Source organism: Limnothrix sp. FACHB-406, assembly GCF_014698235.1.
In the GTDB taxonomy this organism is placed as follows: domain Bacteria; phylum Cyanobacteriota; class Cyanobacteriia; order CACIAM-69d; family CACIAM-69d; genus CACIAM-69d.
In genome coordinates this window covers 11,386-36,881 of record NZ_JACJSP010000008.1, presented here as the reverse complement: position 1 = coordinate 36,881, position 25,496 = coordinate 11,386, and the positions used below count along the sequence as shown (strand labels likewise).

Genomic DNA, 25,496 nt, shown 5'->3' with positions numbered 1-25,496 from the left:
ATTAAGTCAACTCGGTGAAGAGCTAAATTCTGCCAAAATCGCCTTGATTTTTTCTAAATCTATTCTCAGGTCGTACCAAGCTGGTTCCTCTTGAAACAGTCCATCTGCGCGCTGAATGGCTTCCCCAATCACATAGCGATAATTTAAGTCCACAAACTCGCTGATCACTTTGTAGCAGACTGGTCGATAGGCAATCGATAGCAATTCAAGAACCCAGGTTCCAGGCGAGGCAAACACTAAATTAGTTAGCCCAGCCCCATGGGGCGCAACCACCACTTCCGCAGTGGCAAACATGGCTACTTGTTTCAACAATGGCAGTGTTTCCAGTTCAACAATCTCAAATCCTTCGGCTATAAGAAACTCCATCACTTCTGTCTCATTGAGCAACCGCCGGTAACTCGCTTTACTGCGTGTGATATAGATTTTTTTGGCTGACTTGTCAGCACCCAAGGGATGAATAGACAAGCTGCTTGTTTCCCTAGCCAGATGGTTCTCTGTGGGTTGAGCGTCTGTGGCTTGTAATTCCACGCTGCCAGTGATCGCCGTCAATTCCTGCGGCTGTAAGGCGCGGCTCAAGAACGTATTTCGCAAAAAATTACAGGCATAGCGTGTGATGCCGTTCATATAGGACGGTACTAGGACAGACTCAAAACATAAGACTGCTTGGTTGCCTGTTTCTATTACTTTGCTAGTTTCGATGCCAAGCAAACTTAAGGATTCTTTGTGAAATGGGTGATTGATTTTGTCAAAAACAAAATAATCAATTTTATCAAGAGCATTCTTGTCCTGATAAAACTTTTCTTTGTATCTGCCAATCCTAGGCAAGATATCAAACATCCAGTGATAGTAATTTTCTCCGCATAAAGTAGACAGAATCAATGCTTTTCCTGGCTGAACTTCTGGCCAATCAGGTGCAAATTTTTCCCATATCAGAGTTGATAGCTTGCCACTACAAGCTTCCACTAGAAACTTTTTCTCATGATTTAAAATTGCAACAGCTTGTGATTCAATCCAAACCATGGCTGCCTTAAGCTCAAAGCAATCACCTAATTGGGGGTTAAGTGTTAATGCTCCGTCATCTTGATTAGATGAATTTTGGGGCAATGCTGTTGACCAAACAAGGCTATCGTCACAGGAAATAATTTGACTAAAGCGATGCAAGAGCGAGGGAGTTAAGTCATGCTGAGAGCAGAAATCAAACCAATCTTGGCGCTGATGGTCAACACCCAGGCGTTTGATCGCCTGATAGGCTACATCCGAGCCAGGATTGATTGCTAGCAGATGCAAATAGCCTTCAATGGCCGCCTCCCATCGTCCTTGTTGTTCCAAGCACTGCGATCGAAGTTGCCATAAATCACCTGCCCCAGGAGAAACCTTCAAACCGCGATCGCAAGTGGCAACCGCGTCCTCTAGCTGTGCCAAATATTTATGCAGCCGAGCCAGGCACAGATAGCTGTGATGCCAATTAGGATCTAGTAAAATCGCCTGCTCATAGGCCCGTAAGGCAGCAGCAAAATGACTTTGAGTTAACAGCAAGGTTGCTAGATTGACATAGAGCGTGGCTTGCTCTGGAAAAACTTGAATGGCCTGCTGATAAACAGTGATTGCTTCCGGCACAGCTTCTTGTTCGGTGAGTATTTTGGCTAAGAAGTTGTAGCCATCTAACCATTCGGGACAGGCATCTAGTTTTTGGCAATAGTGAGAAACTATGGCAAATACCTGTTCTTGATCAGTCAAAGCTTTCGCTTGGGCAATTTTCTCGCCTAAACTACTGATTTTCATAACGCCATTCTACTGATTGGGTTGGACTGTATTGCTGAAGCTCATCAACATACGATACATCTATAGCCAGCTTTTGCTCATCGATCTCACTTTGGGTTGGCTATTTTCCACGGCTCCATCACGCTACTCCTGAACAACGCACCCAGTGGCGACCCATTGGCGACGGCGTTGGGATGCACTAGGGAGCAGCCGCGACATAGCAGCGGTGCGTAGGGCGAAAAACCCACCTCGGGAACCTGCGAACCGTTGCCCTACGCACCCTACGGCAGAATTGGGGATTAAGCTAAAATCCAACTCAGCTAGCAAGCCTAACGCGATCGCCCAAGACAATTTCTATGGCCAAAGATCTATTTCATCAAGCGGTTCGGAACGCATTAGAAAAAGAGAATTGGTTTATTACGGATGATCCCCTGAGTCTCAAGCTCGGCGGCGTTGATTTGTATATCGACTTGGGGGCAGAAAAGCTGCTAGCAGCAGAACGCGCCGGCCAGAAAATCGCTGTAGAAATTAAAACCTTTGGTGGACGATCCGAAATCGCTGAGTTTCATTTAGCACTCGGTCAATTTTTAAATTATCGATTGGCCTTGCAAGTCAGCGATTCTCAGCGGGAACTCTTCCTGGCTGTTCCCCAAGTGGTTTATGAAAGCTTCTTTACGCTTGAATTTATTAAAATGTCGATTACGAATTACCAAGTCAAACTGTTAGTTTATGAACCCGCAACGGAGACCATTGCCCTATGGAAAAACTAGCGACCTATCGGCAATACGTCAAAGAAGTGCTGAACGATTTTTGCGAATTTCGTCGCAACGCTTCCATTCGTCCCGAAGCCAGGGCGATCGCCGTTAACCCCATCTTTGATGAAGTCAACGATCGCTATGCCGTCGTCATTGACGGTTGGACAACCAAGCGACGCGACTATGGCCTGATCATGCACATCGACATCAAAAGCAGCAGCCCAGAGGATGCCAAAATTTGGGTTCAATACAACGGCACGGAAATCGAAATCGTGCAACAACTGCTCGATCGCGGTGTGCCCAAGGAAGATTTGGTGCTGGGCTACCATCCCCCCAGCATCCGCCCCTTCACCGAATTTGCCCTAGGTTAGAGGTTGATGGGTTGATGCCTTCCGGTAGGAAACCATGCCAGAAGGCTTCCTCGCTGCCCGATCGCCCGATTGATCGTAAAGTTTTCGTTACAATAGACCCTCAAGACCGCCCCAATTGCCATCGGGGTTTGGTTTTCGCCGGGGACTTGCCCCTTAATAATCCAAGCGATCGACGCATTCCCGGTCTCGGGTCGATCGCCCTTCAAAATTTCCCATTGCCATGACTGCCACCACCGATCGCCGCCCACAGCAACCTTTTCCGCTGCCGAATCCTAATGACCTGCTGAAGCTGGCCTATCAGACGTTTCAGCAGGGCAAGGGAGCTTTTAGCTTGGCCCACAAGCAAATGAACACGCGGGTTTTGAATGCGATCAAACCCCTGCCCCAACGAAATCAAAGCCTGCCCCCGGAGGTGTTCCAGTTGTTGCAGCGCCGGATGCAAACGCTGCTGGAAACCGATTGGCAGGATGTGGAGCGGGGGGTTTATGGGCCTGAGTTGGTGTTTGAAAATGCTTGGGATGAGTTCCTGAAGTTCTATCCGTTGGTGATTTGGGATGGGTTCCAAACTTGGATGCGCCTGTCGGAAAAGCGCTTTCAGGAGTTTTCGCCCTCGATCGACACCAACGGTTATCCGAAGTATTACCTACAAAATTTCCACTACCAAACCGATGGCTATCTGAGCGATTGGTCTGCGAATTTGTACGATTTGCAGGTGGAATTGCTGTTTAACGGGACGGCGGATGCGATGCGGCGGCGGGTGTTGGCCCCGATCGCCCAGGGGGCAAGCGCTTTCCCAGAAGTGACGGGGCGCGATCTGCGGGTGTTGGATGTGGCCTGCGGGACGGGGCGCACCCTGAGATTCATTCGATCGATTCTGCCCAAGGCGGCGCTGTTTGGGCTGGATCTGTCGCCGGCCTATCTGCGCAAGGCGAATCAAATGTTGTCGCAACAGCCCGGTGAGCTGCCCCAACTCGCCCAGGGTCAAGGGGAAGCGCTGCCCTATGTGGATGATTATTTTCACGTCACCACCAGCACATTCCTGTTCCACGAGTTGCCGGGGCCGGTGCGTGCCCAGGTGATCCAAGAGCTGTTCCGGGTGACGAAGCCGGGGGGCACGGTGGTGCTGTGCGATTCAATTCAGGCGGCCGATGCGCCGGAGTTGGAGCCGGTGTTGGCAGGGTTCCCGGCGGCGTTCCATGAACCGTTCTATCGCCACTACATCACGGATGATTTGGTGGCCTATTTGGACAAGGCCGGGTTTGAGCAGGTGGAAACCTCAACCCATTTCTTGAGCAAATATTGGGTGGCCCGGAAGCCGAGCGATCGCCCTGAAAATCCTGAAAATTAAGATCCCGAATATCCAGCAATAGAGGTTCAGCAACAGACGCTCAGCAATAGACATTCAGTATCAGACATTCAGTATCAGTTGCATCGATCGAACGTTGCGACCACACTGGATGGGGTGGGCATGGGGCGATCGGGCGGCTGGCCTGTGGCCAGTTGCTCGGCTCCTGCGGGGCGAAATCCCCTCCAGCCCGCTAACCTGACTCAACACTTGACTTAGATCTATGACAACGGCGGCGGAAGAAGCTTTGTTGGACGTAGCAGAAGGGCCCACCAGCGCGATCGAGACGATCGAAACGGTGATCTCCAGCTTGGCCACAGAAAACAGCGCCATGGTTAATCGCAGCGGCGGATCGTCCCTTTGGCGGTTTCAATACGGCTCGGTGGAGGTCTATGTGCAACTGACGGGCGAAACCGACGATGACACTTTGACGGTGTGGTCATCGGTGTTGAATCTGCCGGTGAAGGATGAGGCCGGGTTGCTGAAAAAACTGATGGCGGCTAATTGGTTGAGCACCTTTGAGGCCCGCTACGCGATCGCGGAGAATTCCGTGGTGGTGACCACAACCCGCACGGTGGCGGAACTGTCGCCGGGGGAAATTTCCCGATCGATCACGCTGGTGGCTTCGATCGCCGATGACAATGACGAAGCACTGCAAGCGGAATTTGGTTAAAGCGGCTTTTGCTGGCGAGTTGCGGGGCCGCGATTGATATATCCACAAATTGAGGCTATTCACCAATTGAGGCCATGGGCGATCGCTGGCGACTGATCCCAACCTTGAACGAATCCGGCGCGGTGCAAATGGCGATCGATCGCTGGTTGTTTGAGCAGCATGTTCAAGCAGCGGGCCCGCCGGTTCTGCGGTTTTATACCTGGTCGGAACCCACCATTTCTCTGGGGTTCCATCAACGGCGTTACCCGGCCGCTTGGGAACAGTTGCAATGGGCCGATCGCCCGATTCCTCTGGTGCGGCGGCCCACGGGTGGCCGGGCCGTGCTCCATGGGGATGATCTCACCTATGCGGTCATTGGCTCCCAGTTCGGCAGCCGTCGGGATGCCTATTGCCGCATTTGTCGATTTTTGATTGCGGGTTGGCAGGCTCTGGGGGTGGAGTTGCGGTTTGGCGAGGGGCGATCGGTCGGTTTGCGTAACCAAGCCAACTGTTTTGCGCTGGCCACCGATGCGGATTTGGTGCTGGCTGACGGCGGCGAAAAGTTAATCGGCAGCGCTCAATATTTGCAAGGCGCGGCGGTGTTGCAACATGGTTCGATCGCCCTGCATCCCAACCGATCGCTCCATGGCCAGATCTTTGGCACGGAGCCGCTGGAACCCCGGTTGCCGCCCCTGTCCCGATCGCACCTGGTGGCGACCCTGACCCAGGCCGCTCGGGATACTTTCTCGATCGAGCTGGAGGAACAGCCCTTGAGCGATCGGGAATGGGCGGCCATTCGGGCCCTGGCCCAGGAACAGGAGTTGCCCGATCGTTCCCGGGCCGATCGCTAAGAGCTGATTTATAAAGACAATATCAATCAGCCATCCCCGCTAATCGTTTCACCATCAAATGCATTAAGCAGCCGTAGATCATCCCTTCGCTCGTCTCCGAATACAACTCATAATCCTTGCTCAATCGACGGAATCGGTTCAGCCAGCCAAACGTCCGCTCGACAATCCACCGCTTGGGCAACCTCTCAAACCCTTTACCGATTCGGCTGATCACCTCCACTCGCACACTCTCGCCACACACACGCTTCACAGCATCCGCAAACTTTTTCCCGGAATACCCCTGATCAACCCAAATCACCTCTAGCCGAGATAGCTTCTCTTTCACTTCCTCTAACACCACAATTGCTCCCAGTCGCTCAGAAGCATTCGCTTCAGTCACCAACACCCCCATTAGGAACCCTTGCGAGTCAACGATAATGTGGCGTTTACGTCCCTTAACCTTTTTGCCACCATCGAAGCCGTAGACCACCCCCTTTTTTCCGTGGTTTTCACCGACTGAGAGTCACCGATACTGACACTAGATTGCTCTGAACGACCTAATTTGTTCCGCAGTTGCTCTCGAATCTGGTCATGCATTTGCTGCCAAATTCCTTTTCGTTGCCATTTCTGGAAGTAATGGTAGACCGTGCTGTAAGGGGGTAAATCGTGGGGCAGCATTTCCCACTGGCAGCCAGTGCGCTGGACGTAAAAGATGCCATTGAGGATTTCTCGGAAATCAACTTCTATCGGATGTCCAAAGCCTTTAGGAGCGGGCAGCAGCGGCTGAAGGAGCACCCACTCATCATCGCTCAAATCACTGGGATAGGCTTTGCGGGTAGGATTGGCAATGACCGGGAGACGACTCATGAGCTGGGTGATGCTTCGGTTAGGTCTAGCCTAAAACCGGATTTAGAGCTACCAAGTCTGCTTTAGCTTCTCTTTATAAATTAGCTCTAATGCCGTGATCAATTGCCGTAATCAATCGGTACGCTCAGACAATACGCTCAATACGCTCAAACAGCATTAACAATTTCCCCCAACCCAGCGCCCTCATCTCCGTCCAGCGTTATCGTGGACTTAGCAGAGAGATTGCAACGCCTGTCGTTGTCCTCGCGATGGTTTCCTCCACCCGCCTTCCGGATCTCAAGCCTGAATACGATCGCCTCTGGGAAACTTGCCAAATCCGCTCCAACTGGCAAGCCAGGGCCAAGCAAGCAGCCGATCGCGCTTTGAAGTTTCGATCGCGCTATGGGGCCATTGAGACTGCGATCCAAGTGCCCTGGTGGTTTGTGGCGGCGATTCACAACCTAGAGTCCACCTGTGACTTTCGCTGCCATTTACACAACGGGCAACCCCTCAGCCAGCGCACCACGATCGAGCCGATCGGGCGGGGCCCCTTCAAAACTTGGGAAGACAGCGCGATCGATGCCCTCACCCTCAAGGAGTTTGACGGCCCGCGCGTGAAGGATCGTTCCTTGGGGGCTTGGCTGTGGCGAGCCGAACGGTTCAACGGCTTTGGCTATCGGCTCTATCGCCCCACGGTGCTCACGCCCTATCTGTGGAGCGGGAGCAATCACTATCAAGCGGGAAAATACGTGGCCGATGGCAAGTTCGATCCCCAAGCGGTATCGGAACAAGTGGGGGTGGCGGTGTTGTGGAAAGCCCTTGAGGCTATGGGGGCGATCGACCTGCCTTGAGAGGCGGTTAAGTCGGGTTTGTTAACGATCGTGGCAATCAGGAATTTCGCCGTAGAGTCCCGTTGTTGGTTATGGTTCCACCAGGAATCGCGAGAAGTTGCCTAGAGTTGCTGCCATGACTGTTTCGGCCCCGTTCCCCTTGCCTGACCTCGATCGCCTGACCCTGCGCCAACAGATTGCCCAAATGGTTGTTGTGCGGGCTTCGGGCTTTCTGTTTGATGCCCAAATTCGCTATCCCGCTTGGGAGCCGATCGCCTCGGTGCTGGAATCTTGGATCCAGGGGTTGGGCGTGGGGGGCGTGATTCTGCTGGGTGGGGGCGCGGCCGAGGTGGCGCTGCGCACCCATGAGTTTCAACGGTGGGCCCCCGTGCCTCTGCTGATTGCGGCGGATATTGAAGAGGGCGTGGGGCAGCGGTTTGGGGGAGCCACCCAAGGGCCGCCCCTGATGGCCCTCGGCGCGTTGGCACAGCAGGACTTACCCCAAGCGCTGACCTTGGCCCACAACTTGGGAGCCATGACGGCAGCGGAAGCCCAAGCGATCGGGCTGAATTGGTTGCTGGGGCCGGTGGTGGATGTGAATAACAACCCCGCTAATCCGGTGATTAATGTGCGATCGTTTGGGGACGATCCGCAATTGGTCGGGCAACTGGCCGCGGCCTTCATCGCCGGGGCCCACCAATTCCCGATTTTGACGGCGGCCAAGCATTTTCCCGGCCATGGCGACACGGCGATCGATTCCCATTTGTCTCTGCCGGTGATTCCCCACGATCGCCCACGATTGAACGCGATCGAGCTGCCTCCCTTTAGGGCGGCGATCAAGGCCGGTGTGGATGCGGTGATGAGTGCCCATTTGCAAATTCCCGCCCTTGATGCCCAACTGCCCGCCACCCTGTCGCGATCGATTTTGACCCAGTTGCTGCGGCAAGACTTGGGCTTTGGGGGGCTAATTGTGACCGATGCGCTGGTGATGGGGGCGATCGCTCGGCACTATGGGGCCAACGAAGCGCCCGTGATGGCCGTGGAAGCGGGGGCCGATATTTTGTTGATGCCGGTGGATCCCCCGGGGGCGATCGAGGCCGTGGCCCAGGCTGTGGAGGCGGGACGCATTTCCCCGGAGCGGATTCGGGAATCGGTGGCGCGGATTTGGCAAGCCAAGGGCAAGGTTTTTCAGGCGGCCGATCGACAGGCGGCCGATGCTCCCCCCAGCGCGATCGACCTGCGGGGACAACTGGGCCAGCCTCAGCACCAAGCCACCGTGACGGCCATTTTGGAGGGCAGTTTGGGCGGCGGTAATGGGGTGTTGGCCCTGCCCCGATCGCCCGAGACACCCGAAACGTCCGATCGCACCTTGGCCCAGGAAGCCTTGGAAAATTTGGGCACTTTGGCGGAGCTGACCCCCGAAGCGGCGATCGACTCCCCGGCCGATACGCCAACCCAGCGCCCGATCGCCCGCAATTTGATTGTGGTGGATGACGCGATCGCCAGTGACTTCCTGGGGCAATTTGTCCCAGCGATCGCCTGGCCGCGCCAGTGGGGCATCGGGCAACTGCAAATTGTGGACAGCTACAGCCCGGTGGACTTCGGGGCGATCGGTTCCCTGGCGGCCCAGCAACCCACCCTTTTGCAAATTTTTGCCCGGGGCAATCCCTTCCGAGGCAGCGCCAACCTCACCCAAGGGGCGATCGCTTGGCTGAAAGCCCTTCAAGAATCCCACCAATTAGCGGGCGTGATTTTATACGGCAGTCCTTACCTGCTAGAAACCATGCGGCCGCTGTTGGGGTCAAAAATTCCCTACCGATTCAGCTATGGCCAAATGCCCCGGGCCCAAGCGATCGCCCTGGGCAGCCTGTTCAATCAAGTGATGTCCTAATTGCCTTGCCAATCGCCATCGCCCCGGCAAAACACTATGATGAGAATGAGACGCGCGAATGATGAACTAGAGCCTTATGCCGATCGCGAATAGCAAGCTCGTTTTAGGTGCGGCGGCCACAACGGTGGCTGCTGTGACTCTGACAGGCGCGGGCATTCACCTTTCGCAAGGTCATGCTTTCTTCCAAGAAAACCCGAAGGAAGTGATCGACGAGGTTTGGCAAATTGTCGATCGGCTCTATGTGGATGGCACCTTCAACCAGGTGGACTGGCAAGCGGTGCGCCAAGATTATTTGAACCGCGACTATACCCAACCCGAAGCGGCCTACAAAGCGATTCGGGAAATGCTGGAAAAACTCGGCGATCCTTACACTCGCTTCATGGATCCCGATGAATTCCGCAACATGCAAATCGACACCTCCGGTGAACTGACGGGGGTGGGATTGCAGTTGGGTGAAGACAAGAAAACCAAGGAATTGGTCGTTGTTTCCCCGATCGATGGCTCCCCGGCGGCCAAGGCGGGCATTTTGTCGAAGGATAAAATCCTGAGCATTGACGGCAAATCCACCAAGGGGATGGATATTAACCAAGCCGTGAAGCTGATTCGCGGCCCGGTGGGAACCACGGTGGTGTTGACCCTGCAACGGGGCGATCGCACCATGACTTACACGATCGAGCGGGCCCGTATTGAGCTGCATCCGGTGAGTTTCAGCGAGCGGCCCAAGGACGGCACAGCCCCGATCGGCTACATTCGCCTGACCCAATTCAGCGCCAACGCCGCCACGGAAATGCGCGAAGCCATCCAAAAGCTAGAATCCCAAAACGTTTCTGGCTATGTGTTGGATTTACGCTCCAATCCCGGCGGCTTGCTGTATGCCAGCATTGACATCGCGCGGATGTGGATGAATGAGGGGGCGATCGTGTCTACGGTCGATCGCAACGGCGAGACCGATCGCCAACAGGCCAACCGCACCGCCCTCACGAACAAACCCCTCGTGGTTTTGGTGGATGGGGGGTCTGCCAGTGCCAGTGAAATTCTGTCTGGAGCTTTGCAGGACAATCAACGCGCCGTTTTGATTGGTACAAAAACCTTTGGGAAAGGGTTGGTGCAGTCAGTTCGGAACCTGGGCGATGGTTCCGGAATGGCGGTGACGGTGGCTAAATATTTGACTCCCAGCGGTCGCGACATCAACAAACACGGGATCGATCCCGATATCAAGGTGGAATTGACCGATCAACAACGGGAGTTTCTGAGTGAAAACCGCGACAAAATTGGCACGCTAGAAGATGCCCAATACGCGAAGGCTTTGGAAGTATTGCAAGGGGAAATTGCCAAGCTGAAGGACGGTGAAAATGCTGGAGCCAGTGCTGCGACTGCTCCCCGATAGCTGATTAGATCTTTGAGGAAGCAAGCTGCTGTTCATCAACGGGCGATCGGCTCGGTGATTGCTCAATTGGGTAATTAATTAATTAATTGGCTGGTTGATTAATTAATTGGGTGATTGATTAATTAATTGGTTGATCGGCAACTTCGGTAATTAGGGTTAATCAACAGATTGAAGGCGTTGATGGAAGTCCCGGGATTCTATATTGTGCGCTGTGCAGACGATCGCTGCGAAATTGTCCCGAGCGATCGCCTGGCCGATTTGCCCAATCCCCATCCAACGGGCGATCGGTGGGGCCCCTATGGTGAGCTGGCGGAGGCGATCGCCAAGCGCGTGGGGCTGATTCGTGCGGGTAAATGCAAACCCCAATAGGCACAGTTGGGCGATGTCGGTAGCCCATGACCCCAAACATTGCTCCCCGAAATACTGCTCAGGCATCCTTTAAGATCAATATCTCGAACGTTCCGGTAGTTCTCATTCATGACCGACTTTGCGACTCCCCAGCCGATCGGGAAGGTTTATTTGGTGGGGGCGGGGCCTGGCGATCCGGGCTTGCTGACCCTGAAGGGAAAGACATTGCTCGAATTGGCCGATGTGGTGGTTTACGATGCGTTGGTGAGTGCCCCGATTCTGGCCATGATTAATCCCCAGGCGGAACGAATTGACGCGGGAAAACGCCGGGGCCGCCACTCAAAGTTGCAAGCAGAAACCACCCAATTACTGATTGAAAAAGCCCAGACAGCGGCGATCGTGGTTCGGCTGAAAGGGGGCGATCCCTTTGTGTTTGGCCGAGGGGGCGAGGAAATGCAAGATCTGTTGCGATCGGGTGTGCCGGTGGAGGTGGTGCCGGGCGTGACGGCTGGCATCGCTGCGCCGGCCTATGCGGGCATTCCCTTAACCCATCGCGACTACAGCTCATCGGTGGTGTTTGTGACGGGGCACGAGTCGGCGGGGAAATATCGCCCCCAGGTGAATTGGTCGGCGATCGCCCAAAGTGCTGAAACGATCGTGATCTATATGGGCGTGCATAACCTGAACCAGATTGTGCCCGCCTTGATTTCAGCGGGGCGATCGCCCACCGATCCCGTGGCGCTGATTCGGTGGGGAACCCGTCCTGAACAGGCGGAATTGGTGGCCACCTTAGAAACGGTGTGCGATCGAGTGACCGAAACGGGATTTTCTGCCCCGGCGATCGCCATCATTGGCCCCGTGGTGCAGTTCCGGGCAGATTTGGCCGCGATCGCAGCCCCGCAGCAGTTTCAAATTCCGCTGACTGGGTGGCAAATCTCAGAATCAGGGGTCGATTTTGCGCCGACAGGGGTAAAATAACAGGGCTTACCGGGAGAGGTGGCAGAGTGGTCGAATGCGCTCGACTTGAAATCGAGTGAGCCGCAAGGTTCCGTGGGTTCGAATCCCACCCTCTCCGTTGATCTTTATTCCCACCACCCTAATACAACCGTTGATCGATCGAGCGGGGGACAAGATGCTCAAGCCCCCTGTTACGACGGTTGTGCATGGAAAATCAACTGATCCTAGGAGATGACGATCGGCCCTAGCCCCATAGCCCTTCCAAGTAGCAGCTAGGGCCTGGGCATCACAGCGCGTCCGGGTGCAGCACTTCCACTTCTTCGCTCAGGTCATCGCCCCGATCGACCGCTGCCAGAATTTCAATTTCTTCGAGGGTTTGCCAGCCCGCTGCCCACAGGTCACGGTTTTTGAGATTGCGCGCATCAATCCAAAACCGCGCATTGGGATCGCAGGAGGCCACCAGTTCCGCATAGACTCGATCGCCCTCGTTTTTGCGATTGTTCACCTGGAAATGTCGCCAGCCGAAGGTGCGCTGGCGGGCCGTCCACTTGGAACCCAAGAGATGCGGAAATTTTTGCTTTTTAGCCATGGTTGCTCATGGGTGCTGAATCATGAATTGGGCAACCAACTTAAACATTGGGCAATCAACTTAAATTGGGCAGCCAACTTAATCGGGCAGCCAACCGCAGAGAATTTCCACGATCCGATCGCCCCGTAGGCGCAAGGTCAAAAAAGCCCCGTCATCGGTCAGGTAGCCCCAGCGATCGGAATCGCGCCAATTGGGTTCTCCATAAATGGCCAGGATGCGGCTGGAGCGATCGCCCACCCGTACCCCTTCAGCCGTGCCCCAGTTAGGTCGCGTCGTCGTGATCATGGCCAACGCTCCATCACCAAAGCCCAAAATCAGGTTGGGGTAATACCAAGCCTCGTAGCGGTCATAGTTGCCAGGGGGCTGGTTTTGGGTGCGTTGGGGCCGGCCCAGTCTGGCCCGCACCCGCTGGGGATTGTCGCCCAAGCGCAGGCCATTGAACCCCAGCCGATCGCTCCGAATTTCTGCCGGTTGGTTCGGGGTGGCTTGGGCGAGTGGGCTAGGAGGCAAACCCGCGATCGCCGCCGGGGCGATCGCCCATTCCAGGCAAAGGGCCAAGACCAGGGCGATCGGGATCATAGGGGCTATGCGTCCGATTCAGGAGCGCGGCTAGGTTTCGGTTTCAAATCCACCAGCCGGATCGGAGCCTTGGGCGCAGGGGCCGGTTCTGGCTTGGCGGCGGGTTCCGCTGCTGCCGGGTTGTCTGGTGTTTCCGGGGCGATCGCCTCGGGGCTGGCCTGGGCTGCGGTTGATTCGCTTGATTCGCTTGATTCGCTTGACTCGGTTGAGTCAGTCGGTGCGATCGATTCTGCGGCTTCCGGGGCGGTGGGCTGCTCGGTTGGCTCCGGGCTGGACTCCGCGATCGGCTCCGGCTCTGCGTCCCAGTGGGGATAAAGCTGGGCATGACGGGCGATCGCCTCGGTCATCACCGTGGCCTTGTTTTCCAACATTTCGCCCCGATGATTTTCCAGCACCGCTGTTGAAAGGGCGATCCGTCCCTTCCACTCATCAATTTCCATAATCACGGCCCGGATCCTTTCGCCCTGGCTGAACAGATCCTCGATCGAGGCCACATGGGCTTGGCTCATTTGCTTGACATGCAGCAGCCCTGTGTTGCCCTCAAAGCTCACAAACACGCCAAAGGGGCGAATCCCGGTGATTTTACCTTCAATGAGTTGGTTCACCTTCAGGCGTGCCATCAGGCCGACCTTGGCCGCTTCCCGGTTCGAGAGCACCAGTTTTTTGGCATTGCGGTTCACCTCGATCGGCACGACGGTCAAGGTTTGGCCCACCAACGAGTCCAAATCCTCCCGTTCCACCAGGTGCGATCGGGGAATGAACCCCCGCAAGCCCATCACGGCCGCCGTTACGCCGCCTTTGTTGACCCCATTCACACGCGCGGCGATCGCCTGTTTTTCCTCTTGGGCCTTGGCCAACTCTTTCCAGGCCTGATCCAACACCATTTGTCGAATCGAAATGGTCACCTGACCATCTGCGTTGGCTTCCTTGAGCACAATGAACTCGCGCTCCACATTGGGCGGCAACAGGTTTTGCAGTTCCTCAGCGCCCGAGGGTTCGCGCATGGCGGCTTCGCGCACCGGCAAAAACGCAGCGGATTTGCCGCCAATGTCTACATAAACCCCGTCGTTGGCGTACTCAAAGGGTTTGCCCTTGACCCGTTGCCCCGCCTCAAAAGAGACGGTTTTTTCGTCGAGGGCAGCCATGAAGTCCTCCATGGAAAAGGAGGGAGCAGCGGGTTTTGCGGCCATGATGGGTTTAATCAGCAAATAACAAGTCAAAAATCCGAGCCGGACGGGCGATCGCGCCGTGATTGGCTCCATCCCCTCACTATAGCTGAGGGGCGATCTTCCGGGGTCAGCGGGCATCTCTGATCAAGACATGGATTCAGACATGTAGGTTGATCCATGATGCTCCTGATCCGGCTCTGGTCACCTGCTGCCGATCGCGTTTGGAATGGTTGGGCGATCGCAATCTGCGGCCGGTCGTTAGATGGCCGAAGCTGGCTGATCGCGCTGCCAATCGACCGGATCGGTTAGCCGATCGAACGCCTAAGGGCCCATCGCGGTAAGCTGGAAAGCCGAAGCGCCGATCGCGATCGCAGCCGTTTGAACTTGACCTCCCCGAATGCAAAACTTCCGCAACTACTACGCAATTCTCGGTGTTGCCAAAGAGGCCAGCGGCGACGAAATTAAACGGGCCTTCCGGCGACTGGCTCGGCAATATCACCCCGACCTGAACCCCGGAAACAAGGAAGCCGAAGAGCGATTCAAGGACATTGGCGAAGCCTACGAGGTACTTTCGGACACAACCAAGCGGGCCCAATACGACGAATACAGCAAGTTTTGGAAACAGAAGGGATTCCAAAATGCCCGGCGGGCAGCGGCAGGACGCACCTGGGGGGATCGCTCCGAATCTCGGGTGGCCGACAACCTGGACTACAGCGAGTTTATTGACTTCAATAGCTTTGTCGATCGGCTGTTGAATCGACGCGGCGAACCGACGGCCCCACCTCAACCGGGCAATCGAGATTACTACCGGCCCGGCACAACCCGCACGGCCTATACCGTAAAGCCACCGGTTGCCCGGGATGCGGAAGCACGGTTAACCATTCCCCTGGAAAAGGCCTTCAGTGGCGGCCGGGAACGAATTCGACTAGAAGACGGCCGATCGCTGGAGGTGAACATGCCGCCAGGGTTGGTGACTGGCCAGCGGATCCGCCTCAAAAATCAGGGAATTAATGGCGGTGATTTGTTCTTGAAAATCACCGTCGCCCCCCACGACTTTTTCCGGCTGGAGGGGGTCGATCTCTATTGCGAAGTACCAGTCACCCCCAGCGAGGCGGTGCTGGGCAGCGCGATCGAAGTACCGACCTTGGATGGGATGGTGAAGATGAACCTGCCGCGCGGGGTGCGCCACGGCCAGCGGCTGCGTCTGTCGAATAAGGGCTATCCGATCAACCGCGATCGCCGGGGCGATCAAATTGTGGAAATCCAAATCGCTACGCCAATCCAATTGAGCACTGATGAGTTGGCGTTGTATGAACAATTACGGGCGATCGAGTCGTTTGATCCCAGAGCCAACCTGCCCATTTAAGAGCAAGGTTTGAGCGGCCGGTGGGATGGGCAATGCCCACCTGTTAATCGCTTTATGGCATCTGTTTCATGACTTGCCGATCGTTTTAGATCAAGGCTGGAGGTGAAGGTGATCAGGCCATATCGATCGATTGGGCCTAGATATCACCAAATTCCTGACCGCTGCCCGTCCAGTTGAAATCCGTGATCCGCAGTTGCAGGGAGCCGGATTGGCGCTCTGGATCAACGCGCAACAGCAGACCGTAGGTGCGGCGGCTATATTCCAGGGTGTAGTTACTGTCGATCCGTTCGCCCGTATCAACGTTGTAGACCTGCTGGAAGCCAACCCGGAAGGGGCCATAAATTTGCTGAGTGAGGCCAACGACCACCACCCGCGCATCCCCGACGCGATCGAACAGGAACGGTGAGGAACCATGCCGCCAGTTTTCGATGTAGCCCAAGGTGAAGGCTGTGTAGTCTAGCCAAGGACGGGAAAAATGGCCCAACTGTCCCTGGAGGACGATCGAGCCGGTGAGCACATTTTGATAGTCGCCGCTGCTGTAGTTTTGCCAAACCATTTGCAAGCGAGGAACCAGCACAATGCTCGGCCGCAGGGCCACGGGACTGTAGCGCAGGCCGGCTTCGGGTGTGGCCGGCAAGGCTTCGCCACGCCACAGGACGATCGGGCGGGCCACTGCAATGGCCATTTGGGTGCGATCGAGGGTGATTCGATCGTCCGTGTTGCGGCTGGGTTCATCAATCAGATCAGCAAAGTCCGATTGGGCATTGATGTTTTGGTAGCCCAATTGGTAGTTGGCAATGAAGCCGGTGTTGCCGATCCGGATTTGGGGCGAGGCAAAAACGGCCCCGATGCTGCGTTGCACGGTGCGGAACCCAAAGGAACCGTTAAACAACCGATCGCGATAGCTATATTCCAGGGTGAGGGAGTGGGGGCCCCAACCGGTGGGGATGATTTGATTAAGCCGAACGCTGCCTCGGAAGTCATCTTCAAAGCGATCAGGATCGAGCGTCACGGCCCGCACCACACCCAGCAGAGAAGTGGTGGGGGACAGTTGCGCCGTCAGTCGAGCCTGCAAACCCAACACATCCAGCCCGATCGGCCCGTTGGCTTGTTCGTCAAATAGGGCCCGCTGGATCAGGTATTGAGGTGTGACCCGCAGACGAACTCGGGGCGTGCGAATTACATCGAATTGCCGTTGAATGTATAGCCCGCCTCGATCTTCACCGTCGTAGCGAATTTCAAAGGGCTGGGGCGGCCGTTCCCGGCGATCGATCACCGTTCGGCGCACCAACAGGGGCAGGGTGAAGCGATTGTCAAACACCACCCGGGGGCGATCGGCAATTAGCTCATCCCGCAAGGGTGACAAGCGCCGCAGCCGGGCCCGATCGGCCCGAATTTCCGTTTCCGGGGGCGAGAAGGGATCATTGGTGATCCGCACGTTTTGGGCCACCCAGCCATTGGGGTCAAAATCGACCCGATCGGCCTGGAAGCGGAAGTTTTGCACCTCGCCCACCTGGCCCGGCGGCGGATCCAATAGCCCAAAATTGCCCGTGCCCACTTGCAGCCCAAATTGACCCGTTTGTCGCACATCCCGCAGCGGCTCATTGGCCGAAATGCGATCGCTCAAGGGGCGATCGAGGGCGGGATTATAGGGCCCGGCGGTGATCACCTCTGCCGGGGCAAAGTCTTCGCCAGTGGTGGGCTGGAAAATTTCGCCGTAGCTCTCAAACAGGGAACCATCCCCCTGCACCAGGTTGTATTCCATCCTTGCACCCCGAATCACCTGCTGGCCACGGGTGAGGGCTACGTTGCCTTCTGCGAGGGCAATTCGATTGTCAAGGCTGACCTGGAGTCGATCGGCATTGATCACGGCTCCTTGGTAACGCATGGTGACGTTGCCGATCGCGATGAAAATTTGCCGAACCGAGTCAAATTCCTGCCGATCGGCCGTTACCTCAATCGCCCCGATCGCGCCGGGGGGCAAATTGGGCAACTCTGGCCGCGGGGGCCGGCCGCCACCGGGGCGATCGGTTCGGTTCGGTGAATTGTTGGGGTCGCCCGCATTCACCGGTTGGGGCGGTCGATCGGGGTCGATCGGTCGCTCCGTCGGCTGCGGATCCGTGGGGGATGGGGGTTGATCGCTCGATCGCGGCGGGAACGGTGGATCGCCCGTGGCTGGCTCGGGAGGCGGTATCTCCGGCCCCTCGGTTCCATTGGGTGGTTCGGTCACCGGCCCTGGCCCTTCCCGAGGAAACAGGGGCGGCACATTCCGCAGGGGATCCTCATCGGGATTGTCTGCCCGGAGCTGTTGCCCAGCGCCTTGAGCATTGGGTTGGTTCGTTGGATCCTGAGCGGCGTAGACCGTTGCTCCCTCAGTTGTAGATCCCTCAGTTGTGGATCCAACTGTTGTGGATCCGACCGCTGTGGATCCCCCGAGTCGGCCAGGATTGGCGGCTGACGGTCGATCGGTGGACTGGGTTAATTGGGGGGGCGTTGTTTGATCGCGAGTGGGTCTTGCCCAGCGACGCAGTGGCGGCAATCCAGCCGGCGGGTTCTTTCCGTTACTGGTGGCAGTTGTTCGCTCTTCGGCCTGTGGGCGGGGCGGGTTTTGTCGGTTGGGCGGATCCACTTGTCGATCGATATGAATCAAGGCCCGATTCGGCCCCAATTGGTCGGCGGCCCGTCGGTCTTGGCGGTGCTGTTGCCGAAAATCTCGCAAGGATCCGGGCCGCAAGCTGCGAGCCGGCCGAGGCGGCAGAGATCCTAACCGGCGCAGGGGAACCGACGCGGGGGCGGTTGAATTTGGCTCAGGGGGGCGATCGCCCTCGGCGGCCGTCGGCTCAGTTTCCCGCGTTACAGCCACGTCCTGGACTAGCGGCGGCATCTCGGGCGGTAGCACCGGGTAGGGCATAAATCAGTCGTCCAATGGGCAAAAAATCACGACAATCAACCACACCATCGAGCCGGATCTCGATCGCAAGTAAACCATCCAGCCGGCCACTACTCAGCCCCAAACAATCCCTTGGGTGAGCGTGCTTGCGTGGTCATTGTACTGGGGATATGGCAAGAGATGCCGCCATTGGGATCCTTGCTGCCACACACAAAAACTCAGCGTAGCAAACTGGTCGCTATCGCTGAGTTTCATCATCAACACAAGGAGCAGGATTGAAGCTCGGAATTGCGATCGCGCCGATGGACAACCCATCGATGGCTAGCGATGGCATTCCAAAATCCAGCCCAGGTTTATTCAAAATCGCGACGGTTGGGGTTCCGGGCCGGGTCGTTGGACAGAAAACCAAACACAAACAGGCCAATGAAGAACGAGACAACAACGTATACAGTGATTTTAAGCGCCAGCATTTGTATTGCTCCGAACGAGGAAAGAGGCTTGGGCAGCCAAGTTGTGGGGAAAGCCGGGGCAAAGGCCAACGCGATAGCGAAGTTGCCAACGGTGACTCAGTGCCGACGGGGGCCCACAGGGGCACTGTCGAATCGCGATCGAACGCTTGGCTAAGGCAGCCCCGATCGAACACGACGCGATAGCCCCCCTATGATACCAATCGGTTGATACTAAATCTGTTCACGGTTAATTAGCCCTCCTAATTTGAATCTGTTTTGAATCTGTCCCGATCGCACCCCACTGCACCTTCCACGGAGCGAGCCGCCTGGTTGGCCTGGTCGCGGGTTTCGGATGTGGGCCCCGTGCTCTTGCAGCGTCTCCAGCGGGACTTTGGTTCCTTAGCCGCCGCTTGGCAGGCAGCGCCCGGGGACTTAACCCCCATCGAAGGCATCGGCCCCCAACGGCTGGCGAAAATCCTGGCCGGGCGATTGGCGATCGACCCTGAGCAGCTCTTGGCCGATTGGACTCAAAAAAATCCCCAGTTTTGGACTCCCGCCGATCCAGACTATCCCCAACTGCTGCGGGAGTTGCCAGATTTCCCAGCTCTGTTGTATTACCGAGGCCAACCCCACCCGGCGGAACTTCAGGGAACGCAACCTCTGGTGGCGATCGTGGGCACGCGCCAACCGTCGGACTATGGCCAGCGATGGACCAATCGGCTCACCACCTGTCTCACCCAAGCGGGGTTTGGCATTGTTTCTGGGTTGGCGGAGGGCGTAGATGCGGAAAGCCATCGTGCTTGTTTGGCGGCGGGTGGGCGCACCATTGCCGTTTTGGGAACCGGGGTCGATCGGGTCTATCCCACGGGCAACCGCGATCTCTATGGTCGAATTGTGGGTACGTTTGACTATCCCGGCTCCGGGTTTGCCCTCAGTGAATATCCCAGCGGCACGGGGCCCGATCGCGCCCACTTTCCACGCCGCAACCGAATTGTGGCGGGGCTGGCTCGGGCAACCATCGTGATTGAAGGCGGCGAGCGATCGGGAGCATTGATCACTGCGAATCAAGCGGCCGACTATGGCCGAGATGTTTATGTGTTGCCCGGGTCATTGGACATGCCCCTTTCGGCCGGTTGCCTGAAGCTGATTAACAGCGGGGCGCAGGTCATTTTGAGCGAAAACCATCTGTTGGATTGTTTGGGGGCCCTGCCCCAGCTCGATCGGGCGGAGTCCGCCACCGTTATTGAAACCGCCCGATCGCCCGTTCCGGGGCCCGCTGCTCCTGGGCCAACCCCAACGGCCAAGCCGGCCGTCGCCCCAACGCCGCCACCACCAAACTTGGCTCCGGCTCCGGCTGCTGTTTTGCGGGCGATCGACCCAACCCCCACGGCCCTGGATGCGATCGTGGCGGCCAGCGGCCTCAGCCCTGGAAACGTGATGGCGGCCCTTACGGAATTGGAGCTATTGGGCCTGGTGGAAAACTTGCCGGGAATGCGCTACCGCCGAGCTTAAGCCCGAGTGGCGGTTCAATAGACCTCTTGCATCAATCAAAACCCTCACCCTAAATCCCTCTCCCAAGTCGGGAGAGGGACTTGATCACCAGCCCAAAGATTGCTGTAACACAATGGTTCTGGCTCCCCTTCGCCCTCCTTGGGAGAAGGGGTTGGGGGATGAGGGCTTCTAGCCAATTCGCGCAAGAGGTCTAGTAGCCGATCGGTTTAGGTTCGGTGGGTTGTTGTCCCTCACCCGTGGCCGGTGGCAACGCTGCGGGCATGTTGGGCGATCGGCCGGTGGCTTCCGTCGTGTTAGCGGGCTTCAGGAAAATCAGTTGTTTCGGTGGGGGGGGTTGCAAGGTGGAGTCGGTCGCCGTCGCTTGGCGGGCCACCTTGTCTTTCAACACCTCCAGGGCCACGCGCAAATCTCGTTCTTGGCGCTGAAGACTTTGGAGTTTGCGATAGTCCATTGTCCAAGCCTGTTGCAACTGCACCGTTTGGGCATAAACCAACACGGCCAGGGCGATCGAAACCATTGCCGCAATGGCTGACCAACGCTGAATTCGCTTCAGGCGCTGAATGGGCCTCGGTAGTGGCGGCTTGGGCGGCAGGGGAGACACCTTGCGACTGCGGGCCGCCCGCCGCGATTGCCACAACGACAGCAGCGTCACCCGCGATCGAGAGGATCGAGGCGATCGGGCAGGGCGATCGGGGCGGGCCCGGTGAGCAGTCGGCATAGGGGTGGAGATAAGGTTGATCGGGTTCGATCGGGGTTTAGTGGGTTCGATCGAGCTGTTTCAGGCAGAATCATGCTCGATCGAACCATGCTCTGAAGCCCTAGTCGATCGAGATAGTCGTGGGCCCGGCATTGCTGCTGGAGCTGGCACTGGCCGCACCGGTCAAGGGCGTGCGAAAGTCACGATAGAACTGATCGCGCCAGTCAAAGAAGCGAGCATAGGCCGGGTTGTCAGCAATGCCCGGAATGCCGCGCCCACGCAGCCCGATCGGCACATCAAAGTAGGGCGTGCTGGGAATTTTCACCAACACACTCACCGCCGCCACCGCCACATCGGCCAGGGTGGGTTGACTGCCGGTCAGGTAGGGATTTGCTTCCAAAAGACTACATAGACTTTCGATCGCGCGGCTGAGGTTGTCCTTAGCCTTTTTCAGCACCTCCGGCGTGAGACCCACACCGGCTCCCATCACCCCAAAAACCTCACCGGGAATGAAGCCCACCAGGGTCTTCAACGGATCCGGCGTTTCATCCGGCAACAGGGCCGTGCGGTAGCCCGGATCTTGCCCCAGGGTGGCCAGAAAAACCTTGCGGGCATCGGCATAGAACGAATCATCGGCCCAAGCTTCCAGCACCGTCGCCAAGGCCCGCTCGGCAGGATTGGGGGGCAACAGGGGGCGATCGGGATAGGCGCGATCGAGATAGTTCAAAATCGCGGTTGAGTCGGCAATCACCTCGTTGCCATCCTTCAGCAGGGGCACTTGGCGCTGGCCCGACAACCGAAAAACATCAATTTGCCCGACTCCGGGAGTCACTTCAACTTTGCGGTAGTCCAGGCTCTTGTAGTCCAGCGCAAGGCGCACCTTCTCGCAGTAAGCCGACAACTCAAATTGGTACAGTTCCAGCATGGTAGTTTGCGGCGTGGGTTCAAAGAGCCGATCGAATCGTTGCTCCCGTTAGCTCTTGGGCGATCGGGGAGCGTTTGATCGCAGTATAAGGCAAGGGTTTCGCCCTTTGGGGATTTGTCCTTGGTTTGCTGGGGGCGACATGACCCGTTGGGGTTGGTGTTGTGGTCTTAATGAACCCGGCGCAATTTTGGCGCAATTTTAAGGATCATCAGCTTGGGCCAGATCCTGCACTTGCTCGATCGACAAGCCCGTCACCCGGCTGACTGTTTCCGGATCCAGCGTTTTCAGCAGCTCGCGGGCAATTTCCAGTTCTCGCTGCTTTGCACCTAAGGTGATCCCCTCAGCACGCCCTGCCGCTAGCCCTTCGGCCCGTCCTTCAGCTAGTCCTTCCGCAAGACCCTCGTCCCGAGCGCTGAAAATTTGCCCTTGCATGACGCGCAGTCGATCGAGTTCCGCCTCAAAAAAGCGCAACTCCGCCGGAGACAGTTGACTTTCGTTGGCAATGTCTAGGGCTGACTGTAAATCATGATCGCTGGTCAATTCTGGAGGAGCCTGTTGTAACTCCCCGGCCCGTTGCAGGAAAAATAACCAGCGATCGACCAGTCCTTCTAAGTCCACCAAATCCTTACCAAATTTCGGTAATTCCACAAAAATCCAGCGCAATTGCGAGGTGCAAAGGGCGTGGGTTTCTTCATTCAGAATGCTGAACCGGGAAATGGGCAAGGACTGATCCACCTCTGGATCGTCGAATAAGATAAAGTCCGTGATGGTGACGGCAATCACGGGCCTCAAATCCCAATAATACTTACCCCGTCCCAGTTGGCTGGCATAGGCTTTGGTGGTGTTATACAAAATTCGCTGTATAAAGGCTTCCACCTTGGCCACCTGCATTTCAATAATCACGGTGGAGCCATCATCAAGCTGAGCTTTCACATCCAAAATGCTCAACTTAAAATCGGGAATTTCCGGTTGCTGGTAGGGATCTAAAATTTCCAGATCCTGAATCCTCAGTTGCCCATCATAAATGAGGGCATTGAGCAGGCTTTTCAAGATGGGTCTGCTGTTAGGAGAAGCGAAGATTCGCTTAAAGCCAAAATCCGTTTTTGGGTCAATGAAGCCCATGGTTCACAGGGTGTTTTGCGATCGCTCATTACCAGCCTAAACCAGATGTCTGGGATCTGAATGACTGCTGGGGCAGTGGTGCTGGGGGGAAACGCAGGATCCCGAGGGGCCGATCGCCTGGCAAGATGGGCTAATCAACAGAACCACCCGCACAGAACCGTTGATTAACCCTCTGTTTCGTTGCACTGAAGTTGGCGCTAGGGTTGCTCTCGGTTGTTGTTCATGGGTTCATCGATGAACCCATGACTGATGGCGATCGACATTCGGTTCAACACCCTGGCCCCTTTTTCCAAACCTCCATGATGTCTGCGATCGCCCGGCTTCGACAGCTTTTGATTGACCCCGAGCCAGCCCGTTGGGTCGATCGGCTCTGGTGGATTGCCAGTATTCTGTTCGGCTTGGGCTATGGCTTGGCTATCTTGCCGGAAGCCTTTGCGGATCCCTATGTGGTGGCCGATGACGGTCGGCAACATTTGTTCTGGATGCTGCGGCTAAGTCACCCGGATGCGTTTCCGGGCGATTGGATTGCGGATTATTTTGAGTCCGTTGCCCCCTGGGGGTTTCGAGCCATCTACTGGTTCCCGGAAGTGATGGATTGGGGAGCGGTGACGGCGGCCAAGGGGTGGCCGTTAATTCTCAGTGGCGCGATCGGGGGATTGGCTTGGGCCGTCACGCGAGCCATTTTGCCGGTTCCCTTTGCCGGTTTTGTGGCGGCGTTGCTGTTTCTCCAAAACCTTTGGCTGAAGGACGATTTGGCTTCGGGCACGGCGCGGGCTTTTTTGAATCCCCTGTTTTTGATGGTGCTGTGGGCTTGGGTGAAGCGATCGCCCTGGGGGCTGTGTTTGGCGATCGGGCTGTTGGGGGGTTTTTATCCCCACTATGTTTTGGTGACGGCGGCCATGTTGACCCTGCGTTTAGCGATCGGGGTCTGGCGGCGGGAGGCCCATTGGCGCATTTGGGCGATCGGGCTGGGGGTTTGTGTGGCGGTGTTGCTGCCTTTTGCGGCCAATGCTTCTACCTTTGGCCCCACCATCACCGTGGATCAAGCACGTCAGTTGCCAGAATTTTTACCCAATGGGCGATCGCGCTTTTTCTATGAAGATTTTGGGCGTTTTTGGCTGTCGGCGGGTCGCAGTGGCATTCAACCGCCCCTGGAGCCGCCTTTGCTGGTTTTGGGGTTGGGCTTGCCCCTGATTTGGCGCTGGCGCGATCGGTTTCCCCTCTGGTCTCAAGTGCGATCGGGCATTGAAGTTCTACCGTTGTTGACCCTGGCCAGTTTCGGTTGCTTTGGGCTAGCCCATCTGCTGCTGTTTCGGTTGCACTTGCCCAGTCGCTACACCCAACATGGCCTGCGAGCGGTTTTGGCGATCGCCACAGGAATCGCGTTGGTGTTGCTGCTCGATCGGCTTTGGACTTGGGCCAAAGGACAGCGGCGACTTTTGGCTTGGGGTCTCACGCTCGGGGCGATCGGGCTGTTAGTTGCCTATCCGTTGGCCGTGCGCGGATTCCCGAAAGCGAACTACGTGATCGGCCAGGCACCGGATCTCTATGAAATTTTGGCTGACTATCCAAACAACACGCGCATTGCCACCCTTTCCGGCGAAGCCAGCAACATCCCCACCTTTGCCGGTAAATCCGTTTTGGTGGGGGCCGAATTTGCAATTCCCTACCACTGGGGCTATTACCGCGAGTTTCGATCGCGCGTGGAAACCTTGCTGCGGGCCCAATACAGCCCTGATCTCAGCCTATTGCGAGCCGCGATCGCCCAATATCAACCCACTCACTGGTTACTGGATCCGGGCGCGTTCGATCGCGACTATTTGGAAAATAATGACTGGTTACGGCAATACCAACCCGCCTACGGAGAGGCCCGGCGCTGGTTAGCCCGTGGCCAGCGATCGGCGCTGGCTCAACGGGTCGATCGATGCTTGGCAGCTCAATCCCAAGAGGGACTCTTGCTCTTAGATGCCAACTGCTTGGCCCAAACGCTCCCCCCAACGGCCCCAGAATTACCCCCGATCGGGCAATGACGCAGATCTCAGCTCATTGGGCACAGCAGCCGATAGACCAAGACGCTAGTAAATTCGCCCCAGAAACCTGTTGCAGAAAGCTTCTAGACAAGTTGCAGACAAGGGGCTTAAGCCCCCTGTCCCTCACGATTTCGCAACGGGTAAACAGGGATTTAACCCCCGGCTCCTCACGACTTCGCACCAGCAGGATTTAGA

23 protein-coding genes and 1 tRNA gene are annotated in these 25,496 nt (G+C 56.6%); 14 read left to right on the top strand and 10 right to left on the bottom strand.

Going from position 1 to position 25,496, the window contains the following annotated elements:
• Nucleotides 1–6 precede the first annotated feature (6 nt).
• Nucleotides 7–1,782: a glycosyltransferase family 61 protein gene (locus H6G53_RS09870; RefSeq protein ID WP_190532483.1), complete on the bottom strand. Its 1,776-nt coding sequence runs from the start codon at nucleotides 1,780–1,782 to the stop codon at nucleotides 7–9.
• A gap of 335 nt (nucleotides 1,783–2,117) precedes the next feature.
• On the opposite strand from H6G53_RS09870, the gene H6G53_RS09865 reads away from it, so the two are divergent.
• The 5 genes from H6G53_RS09865 (at nucleotide 2,118) to H6G53_RS09845 (ending at nucleotide 5,735) form a co-directional block, all read left to right on the top strand.
• Nucleotides 2,118–2,531, top strand: coding sequence for a XisH family protein (locus H6G53_RS09865; protein WP_190532480.1), 414 nt, complete (start codon nucleotides 2,118–2,120; stop codon nucleotides 2,529–2,531).
• On the top strand, nucleotides 2,519–2,887 hold the full coding sequence (locus tag H6G53_RS09860; protein WP_190532478.1) for a XisI protein: 369 nt from the start codon (nucleotides 2,519–2,521) through the stop codon (nucleotides 2,885–2,887). Before H6G53_RS09865 ends, H6G53_RS09860 begins: the two co-directional genes overlap by 13 nt.
• 220 nt (nucleotides 2,888–3,107) lie before the next feature.
• The gene (locus H6G53_RS09855; RefSeq protein WP_190532475.1) at nucleotides 3,108–4,235 is read left to right on the top strand and encodes a class I SAM-dependent methyltransferase; all 1,128 of its coding nucleotides are present in this window, start codon (nucleotides 3,108–3,110) and stop codon (nucleotides 4,233–4,235) included.
• Nucleotides 4,236–4,455: 220 nt separating this feature from the next.
• Complete coding sequence (locus tag H6G53_RS09850) at nucleotides 4,456–4,905, top strand: YbjN domain-containing protein (RefSeq protein ID WP_190354091.1); 450 nt, start codon at nucleotides 4,456–4,458, stop codon at nucleotides 4,903–4,905.
• 74 nt (nucleotides 4,906–4,979) lie between these two features.
• Nucleotides 4,980–5,735 carry a biotin/lipoate A/B protein ligase family protein gene (locus tag H6G53_RS09845; protein WP_190532472.1) on the top strand — a complete coding sequence of 252 codons (756 nt, stop codon included), beginning with the start codon at nucleotides 4,980–4,982 and terminating at the stop codon, nucleotides 5,733–5,735.
• A gap of 22 nt (nucleotides 5,736–5,757) precedes the next feature.
• Here H6G53_RS09845 and H6G53_RS09840 read toward each other — a convergent pair.
• Nucleotides 5,758–6,581 (bottom strand): IS5 family transposase gene (locus H6G53_RS09840; protein ID WP_190532469.1). Its coding sequence is split into 2 segments (ribosomal slippage): nucleotides 5,758–6,203 and nucleotides 6,203–6,581, totalling 825 coding nucleotides; the frame shifts between segments, so codons are not numbered across the junction.
• 248 nt (nucleotides 6,582–6,829) lie between these two features.
• Between H6G53_RS09840 and H6G53_RS09835 the strand changes: the two genes are divergently transcribed.
• The 6 genes from H6G53_RS09835 to H6G53_RS09810 all read left to right on the top strand — a co-directional run bounded on the left by H6G53_RS09835 (nucleotide 6,830) and on the right by H6G53_RS09810 (nucleotide 12,091).
• Nucleotides 6,830–7,411, top strand: a complete 582-nt coding sequence (locus H6G53_RS09835; protein WP_190532467.1) for a hypothetical protein — start codon at nucleotides 6,830–6,832, stop codon at nucleotides 7,409–7,411.
• A 115-nt stretch (nucleotides 7,412–7,526) separates the two neighbouring features.
• Nucleotides 7,527–9,281, top strand: coding sequence for a glycoside hydrolase family 3 N-terminal domain-containing protein (locus H6G53_RS09830; protein WP_190532464.1), 1,755 nt, complete (start codon nucleotides 7,527–7,529; stop codon nucleotides 9,279–9,281).
• 76 nt (nucleotides 9,282–9,357) lie between these two features.
• Complete coding sequence (ctpC, locus tag H6G53_RS09825) at nucleotides 9,358–10,668, top strand: carboxyl-terminal processing protease CtpC (protein ID WP_190354094.1); 1,311 nt, start codon at nucleotides 9,358–9,360, stop codon at nucleotides 10,666–10,668.
• A gap of 180 nt (nucleotides 10,669–10,848) precedes the next feature.
• Nucleotides 10,849–11,037: a DDE transposase family protein gene (locus tag H6G53_RS09820; protein ID WP_099531843.1), complete on the top strand. Its 189-nt coding sequence runs from the start codon at nucleotides 10,849–10,851 to the stop codon at nucleotides 11,035–11,037.
• 108 nt (nucleotides 11,038–11,145) lie between these two features.
• Entirely contained in the window at nucleotides 11,146–11,994 is an 849-nt protein-coding gene (cobA, locus tag H6G53_RS09815) for a uroporphyrinogen-III C-methyltransferase (RefSeq protein WP_190532461.1), read from the top strand.
• A 12-nt stretch (nucleotides 11,995–12,006) separates the two neighbouring features.
• A tRNA-Ser gene (locus H6G53_RS09810) sits at nucleotides 12,007–12,091 on the top strand.
• A gap of 168 nt (nucleotides 12,092–12,259) precedes the next feature.
• Here H6G53_RS09810 and H6G53_RS09805 read toward each other — a convergent pair.
• The 3 genes from H6G53_RS09805 to H6G53_RS09795 form a co-directional block, all read right to left on the bottom strand.
• Entirely contained in the window at nucleotides 12,260–12,562 is a 303-nt protein-coding gene (locus H6G53_RS09805) for a TIGR02450 family Trp-rich protein (protein ID WP_190525665.1), read from the bottom strand.
• 78 nt (nucleotides 12,563–12,640) lie between these two features.
• A complete protein-coding gene (locus H6G53_RS09800; protein WP_190532458.1) occupies nucleotides 12,641–13,141 on the bottom strand; it encodes a hypothetical protein in 501 nt (166 codons plus the stop codon).
• Nucleotides 13,142–13,146: 5 nt separating this feature from the next.
• Nucleotides 13,147–14,448 (bottom strand): S1 RNA-binding domain-containing protein, encoded by a 1,302-nt coding sequence (locus H6G53_RS09795; RefSeq protein WP_242030874.1) that lies wholly within the window; start codon nucleotides 14,446–14,448, stop codon nucleotides 13,147–13,149.
• 259 nt (nucleotides 14,449–14,707) lie between these two features.
• Here H6G53_RS09795 and H6G53_RS09790 point away from each other — a divergent pair, with 259 nt between their 5' ends.
• Nucleotides 14,708–15,676: a DnaJ C-terminal domain-containing protein gene (locus H6G53_RS09790; protein ID WP_190532455.1), complete on the top strand. Its 969-nt coding sequence runs from the start codon at nucleotides 14,708–14,710 to the stop codon at nucleotides 15,674–15,676.
• Nucleotides 15,677–15,812: 136 nt separating this feature from the next.
• On the opposite strand, the gene H6G53_RS09785 is transcribed toward H6G53_RS09790, so the two are convergent.
• Entirely contained in the window at nucleotides 15,813–18,587 is a 2,775-nt protein-coding gene (locus tag H6G53_RS09785; protein WP_190532452.1) for a DUF3769 domain-containing protein, read from the bottom strand.
• A 332-nt stretch (nucleotides 18,588–18,919) separates the two neighbouring features.
• A complete protein-coding gene (locus tag H6G53_RS09780; protein WP_099531763.1) occupies nucleotides 18,920–19,036 on the bottom strand; it encodes a photosystem II reaction center protein I in 117 nt (38 codons plus the stop codon).
• Nucleotides 19,037–19,291: 255 nt separating this feature from the next.
• On the opposite strand from H6G53_RS09780, the gene dprA reads away from it, so the two are divergent.
• On the top strand, nucleotides 19,292–20,527 hold the full coding sequence (gene dprA / locus H6G53_RS09775; RefSeq protein ID WP_242030873.1) for a DNA-processing protein DprA: 1,236 nt from the start codon (nucleotides 19,292–19,294) through the stop codon (nucleotides 20,525–20,527).
• Nucleotides 20,528–20,717: 190 nt separating this feature from the next.
• Here dprA and H6G53_RS09770 read toward each other — a convergent pair whose 3' ends face one another.
• From H6G53_RS09770 to H6G53_RS09760, 3 genes are all read right to left on the bottom strand, one after another.
• On the bottom strand, nucleotides 20,718–21,245 hold the full coding sequence (locus H6G53_RS09770; protein ID WP_190532449.1) for a hypothetical protein: 528 nt from the start codon (nucleotides 21,243–21,245) through the stop codon (nucleotides 20,718–20,720).
• A gap of 100 nt (nucleotides 21,246–21,345) precedes the next feature.
• Complete coding sequence (locus H6G53_RS09765; protein WP_190354099.1) at nucleotides 21,346–22,149, bottom strand: glutathione S-transferase family protein; 804 nt, start codon at nucleotides 22,147–22,149, stop codon at nucleotides 21,346–21,348.
• 198 nt (nucleotides 22,150–22,347) lie between these two features.
• Nucleotides 22,348–23,271: an Rpn family recombination-promoting nuclease/putative transposase gene (locus H6G53_RS09760; RefSeq protein WP_190532447.1), complete on the bottom strand. Its 924-nt coding sequence runs from the start codon at nucleotides 23,269–23,271 to the stop codon at nucleotides 22,348–22,350.
• A 242-nt stretch (nucleotides 23,272–23,513) separates the two neighbouring features.
• Here H6G53_RS09760 and H6G53_RS09755 point away from each other — a divergent pair, with 242 nt between their 5' ends.
• Entirely contained in the window at nucleotides 23,514–25,301 is a 1,788-nt protein-coding gene (locus H6G53_RS09755; RefSeq protein WP_190532443.1) for a hypothetical protein, read from the top strand.
• The last annotated feature ends 195 nt before the right edge of the window (nucleotides 25,302–25,496 follow it).

Excerpts from the sequence above, each read along its gene's own strand:
- H6G53_RS09870 (WP_190532483.1), bottom strand. The coding sequence starts at position 1,782 with ATGAAAATCAGTAGTTTAGGCGAGAAAATTGCCCAAGCGAAAGCTTTG.
- H6G53_RS09865 (WP_190532480.1), top strand. The coding sequence starts at position 2,118 with ATGGCCAAAGATCTATTTCATCAAGCGGTTCGGAACGCATTAGAAAAA.
- H6G53_RS09860 (WP_190532478.1), top strand. The coding sequence starts at position 2,519 with ATGGAAAAACTAGCGACCTATCGGCAATACGTCAAAGAAGTGCTGAAC.
- H6G53_RS09855 (WP_190532475.1), top strand. The coding sequence starts at position 3,108 with ATGACTGCCACCACCGATCGCCGCCCACAGCAACCTTTTCCGCTGCCG.
- H6G53_RS09850 (WP_190354091.1), top strand. The coding sequence starts at position 4,456 with ATGACAACGGCGGCGGAAGAAGCTTTGTTGGACGTAGCAGAAGGGCCC.
- H6G53_RS09845 (WP_190532472.1), top strand. The coding sequence starts at position 4,980 with ATGGGCGATCGCTGGCGACTGATCCCAACCTTGAACGAATCCGGCGCG.
- H6G53_RS09835 (WP_190532467.1), top strand. The coding sequence starts at position 6,830 with ATGGTTTCCTCCACCCGCCTTCCGGATCTCAAGCCTGAATACGATCGC.
- H6G53_RS09830 (WP_190532464.1), top strand. The coding sequence starts at position 7,527 with ATGACTGTTTCGGCCCCGTTCCCCTTGCCTGACCTCGATCGCCTGACC.
- ctpC (WP_190354094.1), top strand. The coding sequence starts at position 9,358 with ATGCCGATCGCGAATAGCAAGCTCGTTTTAGGTGCGGCGGCCACAACG.
- H6G53_RS09820 (WP_099531843.1), top strand. The coding sequence starts at position 10,849 with ATGGAAGTCCCGGGATTCTATATTGTGCGCTGTGCAGACGATCGCTGC.
- cobA (WP_190532461.1), top strand. The coding sequence starts at position 11,146 with ATGACCGACTTTGCGACTCCCCAGCCGATCGGGAAGGTTTATTTGGTG.
- H6G53_RS09805 (WP_190525665.1), bottom strand. The coding sequence starts at position 12,562 with ATGGCTAAAAAGCAAAAATTTCCGCATCTCTTGGGTTCCAAGTGGACG.
- H6G53_RS09800 (WP_190532458.1), bottom strand. The coding sequence starts at position 13,141 with ATGATCCCGATCGCCCTGGTCTTGGCCCTTTGCCTGGAATGGGCGATC.
- H6G53_RS09795 (WP_242030874.1), bottom strand. The coding sequence starts at position 14,448 with ATGCCCGCTGACCCCGGAAGATCGCCCCTCAGCTATAGTGAGGGGATG.
- H6G53_RS09790 (WP_190532455.1), top strand. The coding sequence starts at position 14,708 with ATGCAAAACTTCCGCAACTACTACGCAATTCTCGGTGTTGCCAAAGAG.
- H6G53_RS09785 (WP_190532452.1), bottom strand. The coding sequence starts at position 18,587 with ATGCCCTACCCGGTGCTACCGCCCGAGATGCCGCCGCTAGTCCAGGAC.
- H6G53_RS09780 (WP_099531763.1), bottom strand. The coding sequence starts at position 19,036 with ATGCTGGCGCTTAAAATCACTGTATACGTTGTTGTCTCGTTCTTCATT.
- H6G53_RS09770 (WP_190532449.1), bottom strand. The coding sequence starts at position 21,245 with ATGCCGACTGCTCACCGGGCCCGCCCCGATCGCCCTGCCCGATCGCCT.
- H6G53_RS09765 (WP_190354099.1), bottom strand. The coding sequence starts at position 22,149 with ATGCTGGAACTGTACCAATTTGAGTTGTCGGCTTACTGCGAGAAGGTG.
- H6G53_RS09760 (WP_190532447.1), bottom strand. The coding sequence starts at position 23,271 with ATGGGCTTCATTGACCCAAAAACGGATTTTGGCTTTAAGCGAATCTTC.
- H6G53_RS09755 (WP_190532443.1), top strand. The coding sequence starts at position 23,514 with ATGACTGATGGCGATCGACATTCGGTTCAACACCCTGGCCCCTTTTTC.